This is a genomic window from Paenibacillus daejeonensis DSM 15491, from assembly GCF_000378385.1.
Lineage (GTDB): Bacteria > Bacillota > Bacilli > Paenibacillales > Paenibacillaceae > Paenibacillus_D > Paenibacillus_D daejeonensis.
In genome coordinates this window covers 105,226-121,617 of the sequence record NZ_KB899659.1, presented here as the reverse complement: position 1 = coordinate 121,617, position 16,392 = coordinate 105,226, and the positions used below count along the sequence as shown (strand labels likewise).

The 16,392-nt window shown below is 53.8% G+C and carries 14 protein-coding genes; all 14 read left to right on the top strand.

Annotation, left to right across the window (positions count from 1 at the left end; translation table 11 throughout):
* Positions 1-142 precede the first annotated feature (142 nt).
* The 14 genes from F556_RS0100540 to F556_RS0100475 all read left to right on the top strand — a co-directional run bounded on the left by F556_RS0100540 (position 143) and on the right by F556_RS0100475 (position 16,352).
* On the top strand, positions 143-1,270 hold the full coding sequence (locus F556_RS0100540) for a copper amine oxidase N-terminal domain-containing protein (protein ID WP_020614919.1): 1,128 nt from the start codon (positions 143-145) through the stop codon (positions 1,268-1,270).
* A gap of 72 nt (positions 1,271-1,342) precedes the next feature.
* The gene (locus F556_RS35975) at positions 1,343-1,843 is read left to right on the top strand and encodes a hypothetical protein (protein ID WP_020614918.1); all 501 of its coding nucleotides are present in this window, start codon (positions 1,343-1,345) and stop codon (positions 1,841-1,843) included.
* A gap of 3 nt (positions 1,844-1,846) precedes the next feature.
* On the top strand, positions 1,847-2,074 hold the full coding sequence (locus F556_RS0100530; RefSeq protein WP_020614917.1) for a hypothetical protein: 228 nt from the start codon (positions 1,847-1,849) through the stop codon (positions 2,072-2,074).
* 342 nt (positions 2,075-2,416) lie between these two features.
* Complete coding sequence (locus tag F556_RS0100525; RefSeq protein ID WP_020614916.1) at positions 2,417-3,427, top strand: phosphotransferase enzyme family protein; 1,011 nt, start codon at positions 2,417-2,419, stop codon at positions 3,425-3,427.
* A gap of 2 nt (positions 3,428-3,429) precedes the next feature.
* Positions 3,430-3,831 (top strand): GNAT family N-acetyltransferase, encoded by a 402-nt coding sequence (locus tag F556_RS0100520; protein ID WP_020614915.1) that lies wholly within the window; start codon positions 3,430-3,432, stop codon positions 3,829-3,831.
* A 163-nt stretch (positions 3,832-3,994) separates the two neighbouring features.
* Positions 3,995-5,518, top strand: coding sequence for a factor-independent urate hydroxylase (pucL, locus tag F556_RS0100515; protein WP_020614914.1), 1,524 nt, complete (start codon positions 3,995-3,997; stop codon positions 5,516-5,518).
* Positions 5,515-5,874: a hydroxyisourate hydrolase gene (gene uraH / locus F556_RS0100510; protein WP_020614913.1), complete on the top strand. Its 360-nt coding sequence runs from the start codon at positions 5,515-5,517 to the stop codon at positions 5,872-5,874. Before pucL ends, uraH begins: the two co-directional genes overlap by 4 nt.
* A 53-nt stretch (positions 5,875-5,927) precedes the next feature.
* Complete coding sequence (locus F556_RS0100505; protein ID WP_020614912.1) at positions 5,928-7,247, top strand: 5'-deoxyadenosine deaminase; 1,320 nt, start codon at positions 5,928-5,930, stop codon at positions 7,245-7,247.
* A 31-nt stretch (positions 7,248-7,278) separates the two neighbouring features.
* A complete protein-coding gene (locus F556_RS0100500) occupies positions 7,279-8,172 on the top strand; it encodes an FAD binding domain-containing protein (RefSeq protein WP_020614911.1) in 894 nt (297 codons plus the stop codon).
* Positions 8,173-8,203: 31 nt separating this feature from the next.
* Positions 8,204-10,492 carry a xanthine dehydrogenase subunit D gene (gene pucD, locus F556_RS0100495; RefSeq protein WP_020614910.1) on the top strand — a complete coding sequence of 763 codons (2,289 nt, stop codon included), beginning with the start codon at positions 8,204-8,206 and terminating at the stop codon, positions 10,490-10,492.
* Positions 10,489-10,989, top strand: coding sequence for a (2Fe-2S)-binding protein (locus F556_RS0100490; protein ID WP_020614909.1), 501 nt, complete (start codon positions 10,489-10,491; stop codon positions 10,987-10,989). Before pucD ends, F556_RS0100490 begins: the two co-directional genes overlap by 4 nt.
* Before the next feature lie 122 nt (positions 10,990-11,111).
* Positions 11,112-12,938 carry a glycoside hydrolase family 43 protein gene (locus F556_RS0100485; protein ID WP_020614908.1) on the top strand — a complete coding sequence of 609 codons (1,827 nt, stop codon included), beginning with the start codon at positions 11,112-11,114 and terminating at the stop codon, positions 12,936-12,938.
* A gap of 182 nt (positions 12,939-13,120) precedes the next feature.
* Entirely contained in the window at positions 13,121-15,244 is a 2,124-nt protein-coding gene (locus tag F556_RS0100480) for a GMC family oxidoreductase (RefSeq protein ID WP_020614907.1), read from the top strand.
* A gap of 565 nt (positions 15,245-15,809) precedes the next feature.
* On the top strand, positions 15,810-16,352 hold the full coding sequence (locus F556_RS0100475) for an RNA 2'-phosphotransferase (RefSeq protein WP_020614906.1): 543 nt from the start codon (positions 15,810-15,812) through the stop codon (positions 16,350-16,352).
* The last annotated feature ends 40 nt before the right edge of the window (positions 16,353-16,392 follow it).

Below are 16,392 nucleotides of genomic sequence, written 5' to 3'. Positions count from 1 at the left end.
ATAGTGAAACTTTGGTCCGGGATCGTTCGTTTAATAGATAATGGAATGTTATGAAACTAATGACAGGCAGGTGTGTTGGATGTTGGGAAAAGTAAGATATACATTGTTGGCGGCTGTTCTTTTAGGGGGCACATTTCAACCCATGGCATCTCAAGTCTCTGCACTTAGTAATATGTCAGCGGGGACTCAGATAAGCCTTACTTTGAATGGTGAAGCCTATCAGACGGAGACGGCACCCTTTGTGTATCAAGGTACGACTTACTTTCCTGTACGGGAGATGGGGGAACTGCTGGGAACTGTGGTATTCTGGCATGCTTCCTCTAACTTCGTAACCATGACTTATCCCAAGCTAACCGTAAGATTAACAAATGGTGCTGTAGAAGCAACGGTGAACGGACAGCCAGTGTCCTTAACTGCACCGTTGAAAACAGTCGATGGCAAAATGTATGCGCCCTTGCGGTTTTTTTCGGAGGTTGTTGGGGCTGAGGTGGTATGGAATTCGGTAAGTAAGACCGTACATATCCAAAAAACCAATGATTTCATTCAATTCACGGGCAACAATGAAACGATTTGGCTTCATAGCCAGCTAGGGGAGCTCTATATCGCGAGATCTTATGAACAATCTCCAGTTCATGCAGGCAAGATCGATATGGATTTTAAAGGCGAGCTTTCTTTCGAATCAGGTGGAATTCGTCCTACACCTAGCGTCATTACTTTCGTCGATAATCACGGTTCAGCAGGCGAGTATTATGATACGTACAGCGTCTTGGTTCATAACAAGAAGATTATTAAGCAAAACAATGCGTCGTATTATAAACGTTATGAGCCAAACCTCAGCTCCTACCAGTATTATGATCCTGACGGTTGGATCCAGCGGGCTGTATTGACTGACGGTAAAATCGTAACTGTCTACGACACAGAAGGTACAGAGATTAAGTCCTATGATCTTCCGGCGCTTGTAGGCAAAGATGAGGTCTACTCCGTACAAGGTGTCATGGAGGACTTTCTTATCGTTCGACCAAACCAGAGTGGATTTTTGACCTATGTAGATCTGAATGATGATTCGGTTGTGGAGTTATACAAACATCTGCTGACCGGACGCGACCTTGACTATTTCAGTAACCGGCAGGACCCTTACGCGGGTGATGATCTGCGCTACATCGGCTATGATTCGTGGATGGACACCAATCCATTGATTTTCTTCTACAAGAGCCCGTTCGCACCTGAATACATTGATTACAATCGTGTCTTGTACGATAGACATAAGTAAGAAGAAGCGAGTATAAACAAGAGAACCTTGCTCAGGTGGAATAGCGCCCGGGGGTAAAGCGAGGGAACGCTTATGATGTGGATACAAAAATTGCGATTAGGAATCATGTTGGGATTGGTCTGTATGGTGTTGGCGGGGTGCAAAATAACAACTTCTGCGCCGTTCTTGTGCAAAGATTCGCAAATTGATTGGGCTAATGTCTTAAAGGTCAATGATGTTACGTATTCCTCATCTTACGATCCTCCAGACCCGCAGCTTGAAGAACAAAAAGGGAAGCAAGTCGGTGAGATTACTTACAGAATGGCAGGGAATGCCTGCTCCAATCACACGATGCGAAATGGAGATGCAACGTTATTGCATCCAGGAACGGAAATTTATGAGATGAGAGGATATGACCCCGCATTTCGAGTGATTGCACACAACACCATGTATCAGGTGGATCGTAATCCGCAGGCAGAGACGATTGGCGAACTCTGGGACATCGAAGACAAAGTGAAGCGTGTCAGTTTAAGCAATGGGAGAGATGATCCAGTTGGAGACTTTACAGAGGAGAGCGCAGCGGCTTTTATATAAGGATTGTTGGAGCTGAACTTTGTAGGCTATGAGGCGATTAGTGCAAAAAGACAAGACGAACCGGGATTTTCCTTGCGTATTGAGCTGGTTGACGGGACTTCCGTTCATGTAGGCTACTATCCCGAGGCAAATGTATTATCTCCCGGTGCTCATGGGACCGAGGAACTGAAAGAGTTGGTGACCTCTGAGCGGCAACGAATCAAGGACATTGTTGAAGGCCGGGTTCGATAGCCGGATAAATCTCAACAGAAAGCGGTAGCACTCGCTAATGACGAGCTGCGCCGCTTTTATTGTTGATTGGGAAATGTTGATTTTGTATGCTGTGTTTAGGTCTCCCGGTTAACCGCCGGCTGTAACGCACTTTTCTTGCTCTACTGATCTGTAGATCTGTCACATTTGACGCTGCGAGCCTAACGATAGTGAACCTTGGGATGTAGGTGCAGATTGTCTTTGACTAACGCGTGTTGAACGCTACCAGTTAACTGGGTCAAAAAATTTGTTGTCTGCTGTGGCTTTCTACGTTACTCAAACGTCTAACTGAATAGGGAAGACAAAGAAAGGGGGCTCTTGCCTATGGTAGATGCCTTAGCGTCCATTATTAATGCCTATTTCCCACACGAGGAACCTGATATTGAAAAGGTACCCTACGGACTTACAAATACCACCTGGTTCGTCAAGGGAAACGGTCGTACCTATGTGGCTCGTCATTACAATCGCTATACGAAGTCGCTTAACAGTTTAGACTTGGAAATCAAAGTGACAGCGTTTCTGGAGCAATCCGATTTGTCCTTTGAAATTCCATCTTTTCTGGCAACCAAGCAGGGAGATCAGTATGTCACTTTGTCAGACGGGTCATTAGGTGCTGTCATATCATTTATTGCAGGTAAGGCACCTAAACTAGATACTCAAGCAGATGCCTACACACTTGGTAGTGTGGTGGGCGAACTCAGTGCGAAGTTGGAAAAATACAAGGGACCGGAATCGTTAGCGTTTCAAGGCATTCCTTTTACGGATCTGTATCGTCTGCATCCATTAGCTGGTGTGGAAGAGATTGCTTCGTTCTGGGCGCAGCCGCCTTTTCCCGTGACAGACGTGCAAAAGCAAACGTATGATCAAATAGTGGCTTCCGTTACGTCGCAGCTTGATGCATTGCTCACATTACCCCGTCAATTGGTGCATCATGATGTCCTTGTCTACAATTTGTTAGCTGTGGATCATCGAATTACCGGAGTGCTGGACTTTGATTTTATTGGTCTCGATATTGGATCTCTGGATTTTGTCATCAGTCTCAACCATGTACTGCAGTTATCGGGTGGCTCGTTGCAGATGGCGGAAGCCTTCATCAAAGGACATGCTAATTTCCGAACCTTCACGCGTGAAGAGCTGGATCATCTGCGTACCTTAACCCGTCTCTACCATATCGCCTTGTTGCATATTTACATTGGTCAGCATCGAGCTGGTAAAGACATTGCTGAGGCATTCTCCTACATCATTGATCAATTCATCGAGCGGGACCGGTGGTTGGCGGAGCATGGCAATGAACTGAAACGTGTATTATCTAATGTTAGTAAAAGGGGGCAGTGAATTTGAGTCTGTATCCTGTCGTCATTCATTTGCCGCTCAAGGACTACGAGGTGCCAGATTTGCGAGAATCCATCGGTTGGGATCGTCACGATCAATACTTCCCGGAATTACTTCATCGTACGATCTTCTGGGCAGGTGTACGAAACGAGGTGGGGCGGCTGATCGGATTTGGCTACATAACTGGACCAGGTATGCCTCATGGATACATGGAAGACATCATTGTTCACCCAGAATTTCAGAACAAGGGAATTGGAAAATCACTTGTTCAACGCTTGTTGGAAGAAGCGAATACTCGCAAAATCGGTATCATTACGGTCAGTTTCGATCCCCGAAACGGCGATTTCTATGAACGATGCGGGTTTTTAACATCTGGCGGAGGATTATGGACCAGATCCGACCATTGAGTATGAGGGACGGACACGAGAAACAAATCGAACAAGGAGCTGTTTGCCCTCGGCAAATGTCTCCTTGTTTTCTATTTCTTAAAGATTCACTGTCATAGGAAAAGCATCATGTGAGTAAATATAACATACTACAAGGTTGCAGTAGGCATGAGGGGGACGCGACATGATAAGAAATGGCGACGACTGGAACGGGCTTAGTGAGGTTGCGTTTGTCATCCGGTTCGGCAGCTTGTTCGAGCGCTCGCCCTGGGTCGCCCGCCAGGCCTGGCAAGAGCGTCCTTTTCACAGCCTGTCACACCTGTTCGAGACCATGGCCGCCATCGTGCATACGGCTGGACCAGAGCAGCAACTGGATTTGTTACGCGCCCATCCAGAGCTGGGGTTGCCCGCACCGATGACGACGGATTCCCGTCTGGAGCAACGGGGAGCTGGGCTGGAATCCCTGGAAGCTGACGAGCGACTACAGTTTGAACGGTTGAATCATACGTACCGGACCAAGTTCGGTTTTCCTTTTATTGTAGCGGTTCGTGGCAAGACCAAAGATCAAATTCTGGCGCTGTTGCAGCAGCGGTCAGCCAACTCGCTGGAAGATGAACGACAGACGGCACTGCAGGAGGTATGCCGAATCGCCAGGCTTCGATTGGAGGCTGCGACAAAAGCGGTCATTTCTGAGAGAAAGGGGGGCAGCAGCATGAGCGCAAACGAGGCTACACCATCAGAAACCCGGCAGGAACGCGCCACTGCAGAGCGAATGATGTACTATGGCAAAGGTGATGTCTGGGTGTTTCGTACCTATGGGACACCGCTCCGGGTGCAAGCCATCCCGGAATCCAGCTACACGGGAAGCCCCCATACCGTCATTGGAGTGAATATCCGGATTGCCGTTAGCGGCGAACGGTTTTTACCTTCCTTTACGGAAGGGGACAATAGCCTGATTGTAGCAACGGATTCGATGAAAAATTTCATCCTGCGTCAGACCGCGTTGTACACTGGCGCTACCGTCGATGGACTGCTTGCGATGATTTCCCGCCGGCTCTTAGAGAAGTATCCGCAGATGACGGGCATCCGCATGGAAGCGGAGCACGTGCCGTTCGAGGCCATGCCAGTGCTGGAGGATGGACTTCAACGACCGAGTGATCTTGTCTTTAACTATTCCCGCAATGAAGCACCAACCTGCATGGTGGAGTGTATCCGGACAGGGGATGCGATCGGGATAGCGGAGCATACGGGTGGTCTTACGGGCCTGCGGCTGTTGAAGGTGAAGGGCAGCTCCTTCAAAGGCTATGTCTGGGATGAGTATACAACATTGCCTGAGGCATCGGATCGGCCGCTGTTCATCTATCTGCAGATGGGGTGGAGGTACACAGACCCGGAGGATGCGTTGGAGGCAGGTCGGCTGCGGTATGTCCCGGCAGAGCAGGTAAGAGATATCGCGGCAACCGTATTCCACGCCCTGCATTCCCCGTCGATCCAGCATCTGATTTATCACATTGGCCTGCGGGTGCTGGAGCGGTTTCCGCAGCTTGACAAGGTGTGGTTCGAATCCAACAACCGCACCTGGGAGACGGTAACCGAGGAGACGGCAAACGGTCACGGCGGCGTCTTCACGGAGCCACGACCCCCATACGGCTTTCAGGGCTTCTCGCTGACGAGAGACGATCTGCCCGTGCAAGGGGAAGGCAAGTGAGCGGCCGATTGACAACCCATGTGCTGGATACCGCGCGGGGCAGACCGGCAGGGGGCATGGCAGTTGAGCTATATCATCTTCCGGCTGCAGGAGGCTTGAACTATGTGTGCGCAGCTGTAACTAACGAAGACGGGCGGCTGGATGAACCGCTGCTCGCGGCGGGCGAGCTGTTCGCAGGAACGTTCGAATTGATGTTTCAGGTTGGTGCTTATTATCGTCTCGTGCAACCGGAATGGACCGAGTCTTTGCTCTGGGAAGCTGTTCCCATCCGGTTCACGATCGAGCGAACGCACGAACATTATCATATCCCTCTTCTAATTGCGCCTGGCGGGTATAGTACGTATAGAGGGAGCTAGAGGAAGCAGGACATCCACTACTACATGCGGCTTACGACGAAGGAGGATCTAGAATGACATCCATAGTTTTCAAGCAAGCACAAATCGTAACGATGGACGAACAAGATACCGTGTTGATCGGAGATGTGCTGGTCGAAGGGGACCGTATTGCAGCTGTGGCTGAGCATATCGATGAGACGGGCCATGAAGTCATCGATGCTCGGGGCAAAACCCTGCTGCCGGGTTTCATCCAGACACATATTCATCTGTGTCAGACCCTGTTCCGGGGGCGGGCAGATGACCTGGAGCTGCTAGACTGGCTCAAGGCCCGCATCTGGCCGATGGAAGCAGCCCATGATGAGGAATCCTTGTATTATTCGGCGATGCTCGGCATTGGGGAGCTGATCCGCAGCGGGACGACAACCATTCTGGATATGGAGACGGTCCACCATACGGACGCTGCTTTTCGCGCCATTGAGGAGAGTGGCATCAGGGCAATTGCCGGGAAGGTGATGATGGATTACGGCACGGAGGTGCCCGTGCGATTGCAGGAGCAGACGGAGCAGTCGCTACAGGAAAGCGTGGAGCTGCTGGAGCGCTGGCATGGACGGGACAATGGCCGGATTCAATATGCTTTTTCGCCGCGATTTGTTGTCTCGTGTACAGAGGAGCTCCTGGTCGGGGTTCGCGATCTGTCACGCCAGTATGGGGTCAAAGTGCATACCCACGCAGCAGAAAATCGGGGAGAGATTGCTCTAGTCGAACAGGAACGCGGCATGCGCAATGTTGTTTACCTCGACCATCTGGGTCTGGCCTCGCCCGATCTCATCCTGGCGCATTGCGTCTGGCTCAACGAAGTCGAAAAGGAGATTATCCGCACACGTGGTGTAAAAGTGACTCACTGTCCAGGCTCCAACCTGAAGCTGGCCTCCGGTATTGCCGAGGTACCCGATCTGTTAGATCGTCAGATTGATGTCGGCATTGGAGCTGATGGTGCGCCATGCAACAATACGCTGGATATGTTCCAGGAAATGAGGTTGACGGCTCTAATCCAGAAGACACTTCATGGTCCAACGGCGATGAATGCGCGGTCTGTCTTGCGGATGGCGACCATGGGCGGAGCGCGGGTGCTGGGGCTAGATGAGCGGATCGGGAGCATTGAGGCAGGTAAGCAGGCTGACCTGATCATGCTTGACCTAGACGAGTTTCACACCTACCCGTCACACGAAGTCGACCCGTATTCCCGGATCGTCTACTCCGCTGGATATAGCGATGTCCACAGCGTCATGATTGATGGCCGTTTCGTCATGCGGGACCGCCTGATGCTCACGGTAGACAAGAGCAAGGTGCTGACCGAAGCGGATCGGAGCATCCAGCGGCTGCTGCATAAGTAAGGGAATCTTGCTATGTGAGGAGGTGAAGGGGATGGTGTTACCCGGTTTGCCTGAAAAACTGCCGCATGTCGCACTGCCCCGAGGGGTGCAGGAGGCGTGGCAATTGAAGCGTTCGCTGGGAGAGCGGGCGGTCTACAGCGGAGGCGGAACACTGCTGCGCACGCAATGGGAGAACCAGGTGCAACCCGTCCCCTTTCAGTTGATCGCTCTCGACCGCCTGAAGATGCTGCGAGGCATCCATGTGAGCGATGGCGGAATGGTGGAGGTCGGCGCCATGTCAACCTTAAACGAATGTATTGCTGATCCATTGCTGACCAGGTCTGCCCCCCAGCTCATTCAGGCGCTGCGGCAAATCGCTGCTCCTGCCGTGCGCAACCTGGCTACACTGGGCGGTAATGTATGCAGTTGGTCCGGCGATGTCCTGCCTGCATTGCTGGCGCTTGACGCGGAGGTTAGCGTGTATGCTGAGGGAAAACAGCTTCGGCTTCCGCTGGACGCGTGGCTGAACACTTCAACACGGGACCCGCATGCCTTGCTCTGCCGGATCTATGTGCCGCCAGCTGCAGATGGTGCAGAAGACGGTTTATCTCTCGCCATGTATGCCAAGGTTGGACGGCGACAAGCCTTCACCGCCTCGCTTGTGACCGTTGCAGTCGCTGGAAGGTTTACGAAGAACGGGACGGTGAGGGGAATCCGAATCGTAGCTGGAGGCGGCGGAGCAGCAGCACAACGTTTGACGGCGGCGGAGAACCTATTGGAGGGAGGGCAGCTCAGTAAGGAGCGGTTATTTGCGGTCTCCGATGCCATTCGCAATCAGTATCAGGCTGCATCGGATGCGTTCGCCGGGGCGGAATATCGGGCTGAGGCTGCTGCGAACCTCGTAGCGGCCCATCTTTGGCAGATAAAAGACTTCAAGGCGCCTTGAAGTATCTAAAGGATGAGAGGAGGGAGAACGCATGCTGCTCGACAAATCAACAGCTGGTGCACGTTGGCATCTGCGGCCAGACGGAATGGAAAAGGTAACCGGACGGTTGAGATACTTAACCGATCTGAAGGCGCCTGGCATGCTCTATGGCAAAGTATTGCGCAGTGCGATGCCTCATGCGCAACTGGTGAGTATTCGCACTGCACGAGCAGAAGCATTGGCAGGCGTCCATGCCGTTCTGACTCATAAGGATGTGCCGGGGCTTAACCGGTTTGGGATTGTGATCCCGGATCAGCCCGTCCTGTGCGAGGACCGGGTTCGTTATGTCGGAGACGCGATTGCTGCGGTTGCAGCCGAGAGTCCGGAGATTGCGGCGTATGCGTTGTCCCTGATAGAGGTGGACTACGTGCCTCTGCCAGTAGTCGACTCGCCTGACGCCGCGCTTCGGGCGGAAGCACCTATGCTTCATCCGCAGGGCAATGTGCTGCATCGGACACATTATGCCAGAGGAGACGTCGAGAAGGCCTTCCACGCGTGCGCCTATGTCGTAGAGGCTACCTATCGGACGCCACGCCAGATGCATGGTTATATGGAGACGGAAGGCGGACTGTTCTCGTGGGACGCAGATGGCAGGCTGACCGTTCAGGCAGCCACGCAGCATGGTTACAAAGACCGTATGCAGCTCTCACGCATCCTGGCGGTCCCGGAAGAGAGAATTCGGGTTATCTCCAGTCCGATCGGCGGCTCGTTCGGCGGCAAGGATGAACTGAATGTCCAGCCCTACGGGGCGTTGCTTGCCCTGCGCACCGGAAAGCCCGTCAAAATTCATCATACGCGGCGCGAGTCGGTCCGCGCCGGGTTGAAGCGACACCCGATGGAAGTGACGATGAAAACGGGAATTGATGCCGATGGCAAGCTGGTGGCTCACAGTGTCCGGATTATCGCAGACACAGGCGCTTACGCGACGCTTGGGGCGCCGGTGCTGAACTTCGCTACGGAGCACGCCATGGGACCTTACCGCATGGACCACGTCCTCGTCGAAGGACGATCTGTATTCACCAACAACGGCGTGTCGGGAGAGTTTCGCGGCTTCGGCGGAAACCAGGTCATCTTCGCGCTGGAGAGCCAGCTCGATCGCTTGGCAGCCCAATCCGGCATCCCACCCTGGGAGCTTCGCAGACGAAACTTGAGACAACCGACAGATCCCGGACCGCTGGGCAATACCGTGATGCCGACGGATGGAGCTGCTCAGGTATGGCAAGAGATTCAGACCTCTAAGCTGTGGCAAGCCGCAGAATCAGAGGGAGGGGAGAAGCATGTCCCGGGTCGTCCGTGGTTGCGTCTGGGCTTCGGTGCGGCGATGGCGATGCACGGCTCGGGCCTGGGTTACGGCATTCCCGATCCCGGGGGCGGCCGACTGGGCTTGAATGCTGAAGGTAAGCTGGAGGCTGCGTTCAGCTTCGAGGAGTTCGGACAAGGCATCATGGCGACGCTGGAGATTATGCTGATGGAGCTGTTCGGGTGTGACGCCGAGGACTTGCATCTAATGATCGGCGACACGGACAAAGCGCCGCACAGCGGCTCCAGTACGGCCTCACGTTCAACCACCATTGCTCATCTGACGCTGAGCGAGCTGCATCCGAAGTTGACAGCAGCAATGCTGGTGGCAGCGGCAGAAGCATCAGGCCATGATGCAGCATGCTTGGTGACAGGTCGCGGGGGCATCTGGCTGGAGGACGGTGAAGGCCCGATCATCAGCTACCGTGAGCTTGCGGCACGCACAAGCGGCAGTCTCTGTTATGAAGCAGCCGTCCATTTCCCGGTTACTCCCGACCCCGTCACTGGCGCCCATTTTCTCTATACCTGCACGGCGGCAGCTGTCCGCGTTGAAGTCGATACACGGTCTGGAACAGTCCGCGTGCTGGAACAGGCGCATGCCGTAGCAGCCGGACCCGTCGTTAATCCGATGGGCTACATTGGCCAGATTGAAGGTGGCGCATCAATGGCGTTGGGGTACACGCTGATGGAGGATGCAGTGATGGAGGAGGCTTGTTACCGGACAGAAAATTTGGATACGTATATGCTGCCGACCATTGCAGATAGCCAAGCGACATTCCGTATTCATGCCATTGAAGAGCTGCCGCCAGGCGATCCTTACGGACCGCGGGGGATCGGGGAAGTAGGCTCTGTTGCGCTGGCACCGGCGATTACGGCCGCGATCTATCGTGCGACAGGAAGGCGGATCGACAGACTTCCGGTTCGCAGGGAGGATCTCATCATGCGCTTGGCCGGGCAGACTGGAGGTGAGGAGACGCTATGAAGGCACTTATGTGGCGGGCTGTTGTGAACGGTCAAGCGGTTCAGTTGTCAGTGCCTCCAACTCGGCTATTGCTCTCCCTGCTCCGTGAGGAGCTGGAGCTGACGGGGACCAAGCTGTCCTGCGGACTCGGCCGCTGCGGGGCCTGCATGGTGCTGGTGGATGGCATGGCCGTCAATGCATGTCTGGTGATGGCGTACCAGTGCCAGAATCGGGAGATTACAACGATTGAAGGGCTTGCCTCACAAGAGCTCCATCCGGTTCAGCAGGCGTTTATGGAGGAGGGCGGATTTCAGTGTGGATACTGCACCCCTGGCATGATTATGTCTGTCCAAGCGCTGCTCGGGCAGCATCCTGAGCCTACGGAGGAGCAAATCTTGCAGGGGCTCTCTGGCAACCTGTGCCGCTGCACAGGCTATGGAGGCATCCTTCGTGCTGTCGGACGTTGCTGCAACAAGATGGAGTCGCCAGGACAAGCAGACGAGACTTCCTCCGTTTAATAAGGTCAGCCAAGCTCTCCATACCTTGAGATTGAGCGCTTGGCTGAACTTCGTCAGATGTGGTATTCTCACCTAGTGAACCTTCGCAAGGAGACGCGAGGAACCAACTTATAGGTGAGAGGATGGACGACATGAACTCGCTGCATCATACCAAGATATCCGGTTATTTGCTTGCTCATTTTATTGGAGAGCAAGAGCATGGGGAACAAGTGTACTTCTCGTATAGCGAGGATGGCTTGCATTGGAAGGATCTGAATGGCGGTGCTCCAGTTCTGCGATGGGAGCAGGGTGAAGGAGGCGTAAGAGATCCCTTCCTGATCCGCTCGCCCAAGGACAATAAAAGTTATCTGATTGCGACCGATTTGCGTATTGCAAACGGCAAGGGCTGGGATGTTGCTGTTCATGAAGGAAGCCGGGACATCATCATCTGGGAGTCGGATGATCTGGTGAACTGGTCCGAGCCCTGGGCTGTGACCGTTGGGATTCCAGGGGCCGGCTGCGTGTGGGCACCAGAAGCGATTTATGATGAAGCAACCGACGAATTTCTGGTCTTTTGGGCATCCGCTACACAAGAGACGCACGAGTCGGAACGCAAGCACAAAATCTACAGCTCGCGCACCCGCGATTTCCGCCAATTCTCCCCAGCCGAGAAGTATATTGAACGGGACAACCATATAATTGATACGACTATCATCGAGCATGGCGGAGCGTTTTTCCGCTATTCCAAGGATGAGACGACCAAGAATATTCGCGTCGAAAAAGGTGAGTCCCTGGATAAAGACGCATTTTCTCCGGTTCATGCGCCAGTATTGGAAGCGTTAACAGGGGTGGAAGGACCACAGATCTACAAGCTGCACGATCGTGAGGCATGGTGTCTGATTGTTGACCGCTTCGCTGAAGGCAAGGGCTATCTTCCGCTCATCACCACCGATCTGGCAAGCGGTGAATTCCAGATCCTTGCGGATGAAGCCTTCGACCTCGGAGCCAATAAAAAACGGCATGGTGGCGTATTGCCCATCTATGGTGAAGAGTGCAGCCAGCTCATAGCTGCGTTTGGCGATGGGCACCAGGTTCTGCCAGGACAATTCGCGGACCCGGATCTGGCCAAGTTCGGGGACAGATATTACCTCTATCCAACGACAGATGGCTTCGAAGGATGGTCCGGCACACCATTCCATGTCTTCTCTTCGGAGGATAGGAAGGTATGGCGTGATGACGGGGTTATTCTCGATCTGGCAACGGATGACGTGCCTTGGGCGATTGGCAGTGCTTGGGCACCTGCCATTGCAACACGCAATAATAAATATTATTACTACTTCTGCGGCAAGCAGGCTCACGGTGAGAGTGCGATTGGCGTCGCGGTAGCTGACCAGCCCGAGGGGCCATTCCAAGCGCTGCCTGAACCGCTGATTACCCTAGAGCAGACGCACCGTCTCGGTCTCAGCATGTGGCAAGCGATTGACCCGTCGATTTACATCGAGGAGGACGGAACTCCGTATTTGTTATTCGGCAACGGTTTTGGCGCAATTGTGCAGCTGACGGACGACATGACGGGCATCTTGGAGGAGACCATGGTGAATCTGGAGGGGCTGCATGATTTCAGGGAAGCGGTAACTGTGCTCAAGCGGGATGGCCGCTACCACTTTACCTGGTCTTGCGACGACACGGGAAGCGAGGATTATCACGTAAACTATGGAACCTCGGACAGCCTTTTCGGTCCGGTAACGTATCATTATCCGGTCCTGGAGAAGAATCCGGCCAAAGGGATGCTGGGCACGGCACATCATTCCATTCTGAAGGAGCCTGGGGAAGACCGCTATTACATCGCGTATCACAGGTTCGTGACGCCGCTCACTCGCTTTTCAGAAGGCAAGGGCTTCCACCGTGAAACCTGCATCGACCCGCTTGCATTCGGCGAGGACGGCAAACTGAAAAAAGTCCAGCTGTAATCTCTTGTGGTTCAGCGCCTGATTTATATAGCCGCAGTCTGGACAAGAATCCGGCTGCGGCTATCCGAATCTATATAAAATATCCCCCGCATGCTCCAGCAATCTTCGTTATAATAAATATAAAGCAGTTGTCAAACCGTCATTGGAGCTATCATTTCCTACACGAATCGGAGTTGAGACATGTGGAAACTTATTTCTCGGAGTCTGTGCGTCTGTCACTGGAAGCGATTGCAGATACTATTGTTCCTGCAGATGCATGGCCATCTGCAACGGAGTCGGGTGCGCTGACCGTGCTAGCAAGATATGCGGCGGAATTTCCTGCTGTGTGGCAGACCTTGATTGGACCGGGACTTCGAGCCCTGGATCAGGAAGCCATGTCCACATACGGCCAACCTGTATCAGAGCTCTCAGCCGAGGCGTGTCACGAGCTTCTCGCAACGATTGCTCCTCATGACACACGTTCGGCTTGGACAGTATCTCCGAAGCAATTCGTCGAATCACTAACTGCTATCATCATTGAAGGTTACTACGGAACTCCGGAAGCAGGCGGAAATAAGGGGGGCGAGGCCTGGAAGATGATTGGCTTTCTCCCTGGCGGTCCCAACGGTGATTACCCGCCGGTTCGTGAAACCGACCTGCAACAGGCAGAGTGGGAGCAGCTGCAGGACACGTATGACGCGGTGGTTGTCGGAGCTGGGGCCGGCGGGTCGGTAGCTGCGGCCGAGCTTGCCGAGGCGGGTCTGCGCGTGTTGGTCGTGGAACGGGGCAGTTGGCTGCGCTATGATCAGATCGGTGCCGACCATCTGCGCAATCACCGGTTTACCCGATATGGACATAATACCGGTCCGGACCTTAACGGTCATCCGCGGACCATGCTGGATGCGCAGGGCAATGAGAGGGTGAGTGCGCCTCATGAGGGCGATTATCATAACAATGCAATGACAGTCGGCGGCGGAACCCGAATTTACGGGGCGCAGGCCTGGCGTTTTCATCCGGAGGATTTTCGGATGGCAAGCCGCTACGGAGTTCCCGAAGGCAGCTCGCTGATAGATTGGCCCATCCGTTATGAGGACCTGGAGCCATACTATGACCGGGCAGAGTGGAAAGTCGGGGTCTCCGGAGAAGGTAACGCACATTCCGGACGCGGCGAGCGCGAACGTTCCTATCCAATGCCTGCGCTGTCGCAGACTCGTGAAGGCAGTCGACTTGCAGCCGGGGCGGCCAAGCTGGGATGGCACGCCGGGCCGGTACCTCTGTTGATCAATTCGGTTGCGCGTGACGGACGCGGCGCCTGCATCCGCTGCGGGCAGTGCGTCGGCTTCGCCTGTCCGAGCGACAGCAAGAATGGTGGACATAACACCATGCTGGTACGCGCCTTGGCGACGGGGAACTGCGATTTGCTATGTGACACGCTGGTGGAGCGCATTGAGACAGAGGGTGGAACAACGGCCACCGGCGTTCGTATCGTTCAAGAGGCAGGTGGTCAGACTCGGCGACGACAGATTCGGGCCGGCCATGTCGTCTTGGCCGCAGGCGCCATTGAGAGCGCCCGGCTACTGTTGAACTCTGCGACCGCCAGCGAGCCAGATGGCATTGGCAATCGGAGCGGGCAAGTGGGAAGGCATCTGCAAGGCCATGTGTATGCGGGAGCCTACGGTCTATTCGAGGAGCCGGTACAAGATGGGCAGGGCCCTGGGGTGAGTGTGGCTACGTTCCGTCATGAGCATGCTGCAGACAGCGGCATTATCGGGGGAGGCTTGCTTGCCAACGAATTTACGCGCCTCCCGATCCTTCACTGGTACCGCGCGCTCGCACCGGATGCGCCGCGCTGGGGTCTGGCTGGCAAAACTGCCATGCGCAAAAGTTATCTGCACACCAGCCAAATTCAAGGGCCAATTCAGGAGATTCCAGTGGCTGATGCTCGCGTCCGTCTGTCGCAGACGGTCAAGGACCGTTACGGACTGCCGGTCGTGCAGCTCTCCGGCGGCGTCCATCCCGAATCCCTGCGGGCTGCTGCCTATCTGGCAGAACAAGCCGAGCAGTGGCTGCTCGCATCCGGTGCTTACCGGGTCTGGCGGACCAAGCCGGGTGGCGCGCTGAGCGGAGGACAGCATCAGGCGGGTACACTTCGCATGGGCCATGATCCGGCGAGCTCCGTTACCGATCCCCTCGGTCGTGTCCACGGGTACCGCAATTTGTGGGTATGTGACGGCTCTGTTCACGTCACCAATGGCGGCGTGAATCCAGTGCTGACCATTCTCGCGCTGGCCTTCCGAACCTCAGAGAATCTGGTGAAGCAGGGGTAGTCTAGAATAAAATATGAAGCACAAAACCTTGGAGGCCATTCGCTTTCAAGGTTTTTGCGTTGGTTTAGGGCGGCAATACGGAGTGAGGTTAGTCGATAGGTCAAATTCGCGGTTAACACTTATATGATGTTGTGGCGCTCTAATCGTAGGTTATTATCAAAGTGTAAATGAGGAAGAACGATAGGGGATATGGCAGATGGTTATGGTGCATATGTTCCGTTATTTGTTACAAAACGAGGGTACTGCTGGATTTATGGAACATATGTTCCGTTATTGGAAAACTAACCATTGGTTACCTTAGTATTTGCAACATATAGCGGAAAATAGAAGCCCTAATTTTTATTTCTTGTGCGATTCGGACAGCTTAGTGGAAAAAAAGAGACATATTACTTAAATTCATAGCAACTACCCTCTCTGGTTGAGATTATCCCGTGGCCATTTAGCAGGTTGTCAAATCTTTTACCGCTCCCTGAGATGGATGCGGTACTTTTGCTTGGTTCATTCCACAAATGGTACACTTAGAAAACAAAGTAGCAAGCTACGAACCGCTGGGGAGGAGGCAGGTATGGATTACAGCAAGCTGAGCAAAGAAGTATCCTATGCGCTGCGGCATGCTCCCTGGGCGTATGAACTGGAGCTGGATACGGAAGGGTGGGTTCCCGTGGAGCAGCTGTTGTCAGCCTTGAATGAGGAGAAGCAATGGGACGGCGTGCAGCAGGAGGATCTAGTCCTGATGATTGAACGATCCGATAAGAAAAGGCACGAGCTCTTAAACGGTAAGATTCGCGCACTCTACGGCCACTCCGTACCGGAGAAAATCAGCAAGACCCCGGAAGCACCACCGCCTGTCCTGTATCATGGCACAGCCAGACGATTAATAGAACGGATCAGGGCGGATGGTCTGAAGCCGATGAACAGACAATATGTGCATCTCTCGTCTGATATACAAACTGCTGTCACTGTCGGGAAACGCAAGGATGATTCACCTATCATCCTACAGGTGGATGCCGCACGAGCATGGGCGGAGGGTGTTGCTTTTTACCGTGGCAATCATATGATCTGGCTGGCGGATGCCGTCAGTCCCGCGTATCTGAAGGTAAATCCATAGCCCATGCCGCTCAATTTTCATAATATTACATAGGTCAACG

Coding starts and splice junctions, on each gene's coding strand:
- F556_RS0100540 (WP_020614919.1), top strand. CDS start 143: ATGGCATCTCAAGTCTCTGCACTTAGTAATATGTCAGCGGGGACTCAG.
- F556_RS35975 (WP_020614918.1), top strand. CDS start 1,343: ATGATGTGGATACAAAAATTGCGATTAGGAATCATGTTGGGATTGGTC.
- F556_RS0100525 (WP_020614916.1), top strand. CDS start 2,417: ATGGTAGATGCCTTAGCGTCCATTATTAATGCCTATTTCCCACACGAG.
- pucL (WP_020614914.1), top strand. CDS start 3,995: ATGATAAGAAATGGCGACGACTGGAACGGGCTTAGTGAGGTTGCGTTT.
- F556_RS0100505 (WP_020614912.1), top strand. CDS start 5,928: ATGACATCCATAGTTTTCAAGCAAGCACAAATCGTAACGATGGACGAA.
- F556_RS0100500 (WP_020614911.1), top strand. CDS start 7,279: ATGGTGTTACCCGGTTTGCCTGAAAAACTGCCGCATGTCGCACTGCCC.
- pucD (WP_020614910.1), top strand. CDS start 8,204: ATGCTGCTCGACAAATCAACAGCTGGTGCACGTTGGCATCTGCGGCCA.
- F556_RS0100490 (WP_020614909.1), top strand. CDS start 10,489: ATGAAGGCACTTATGTGGCGGGCTGTTGTGAACGGTCAAGCGGTTCAG.
- F556_RS0100485 (WP_020614908.1), top strand. CDS start 11,112: ATGGACGACATGAACTCGCTGCATCATACCAAGATATCCGGTTATTTG.
- F556_RS0100475 (WP_020614906.1), top strand. CDS start 15,810: ATGGATTACAGCAAGCTGAGCAAAGAAGTATCCTATGCGCTGCGGCAT.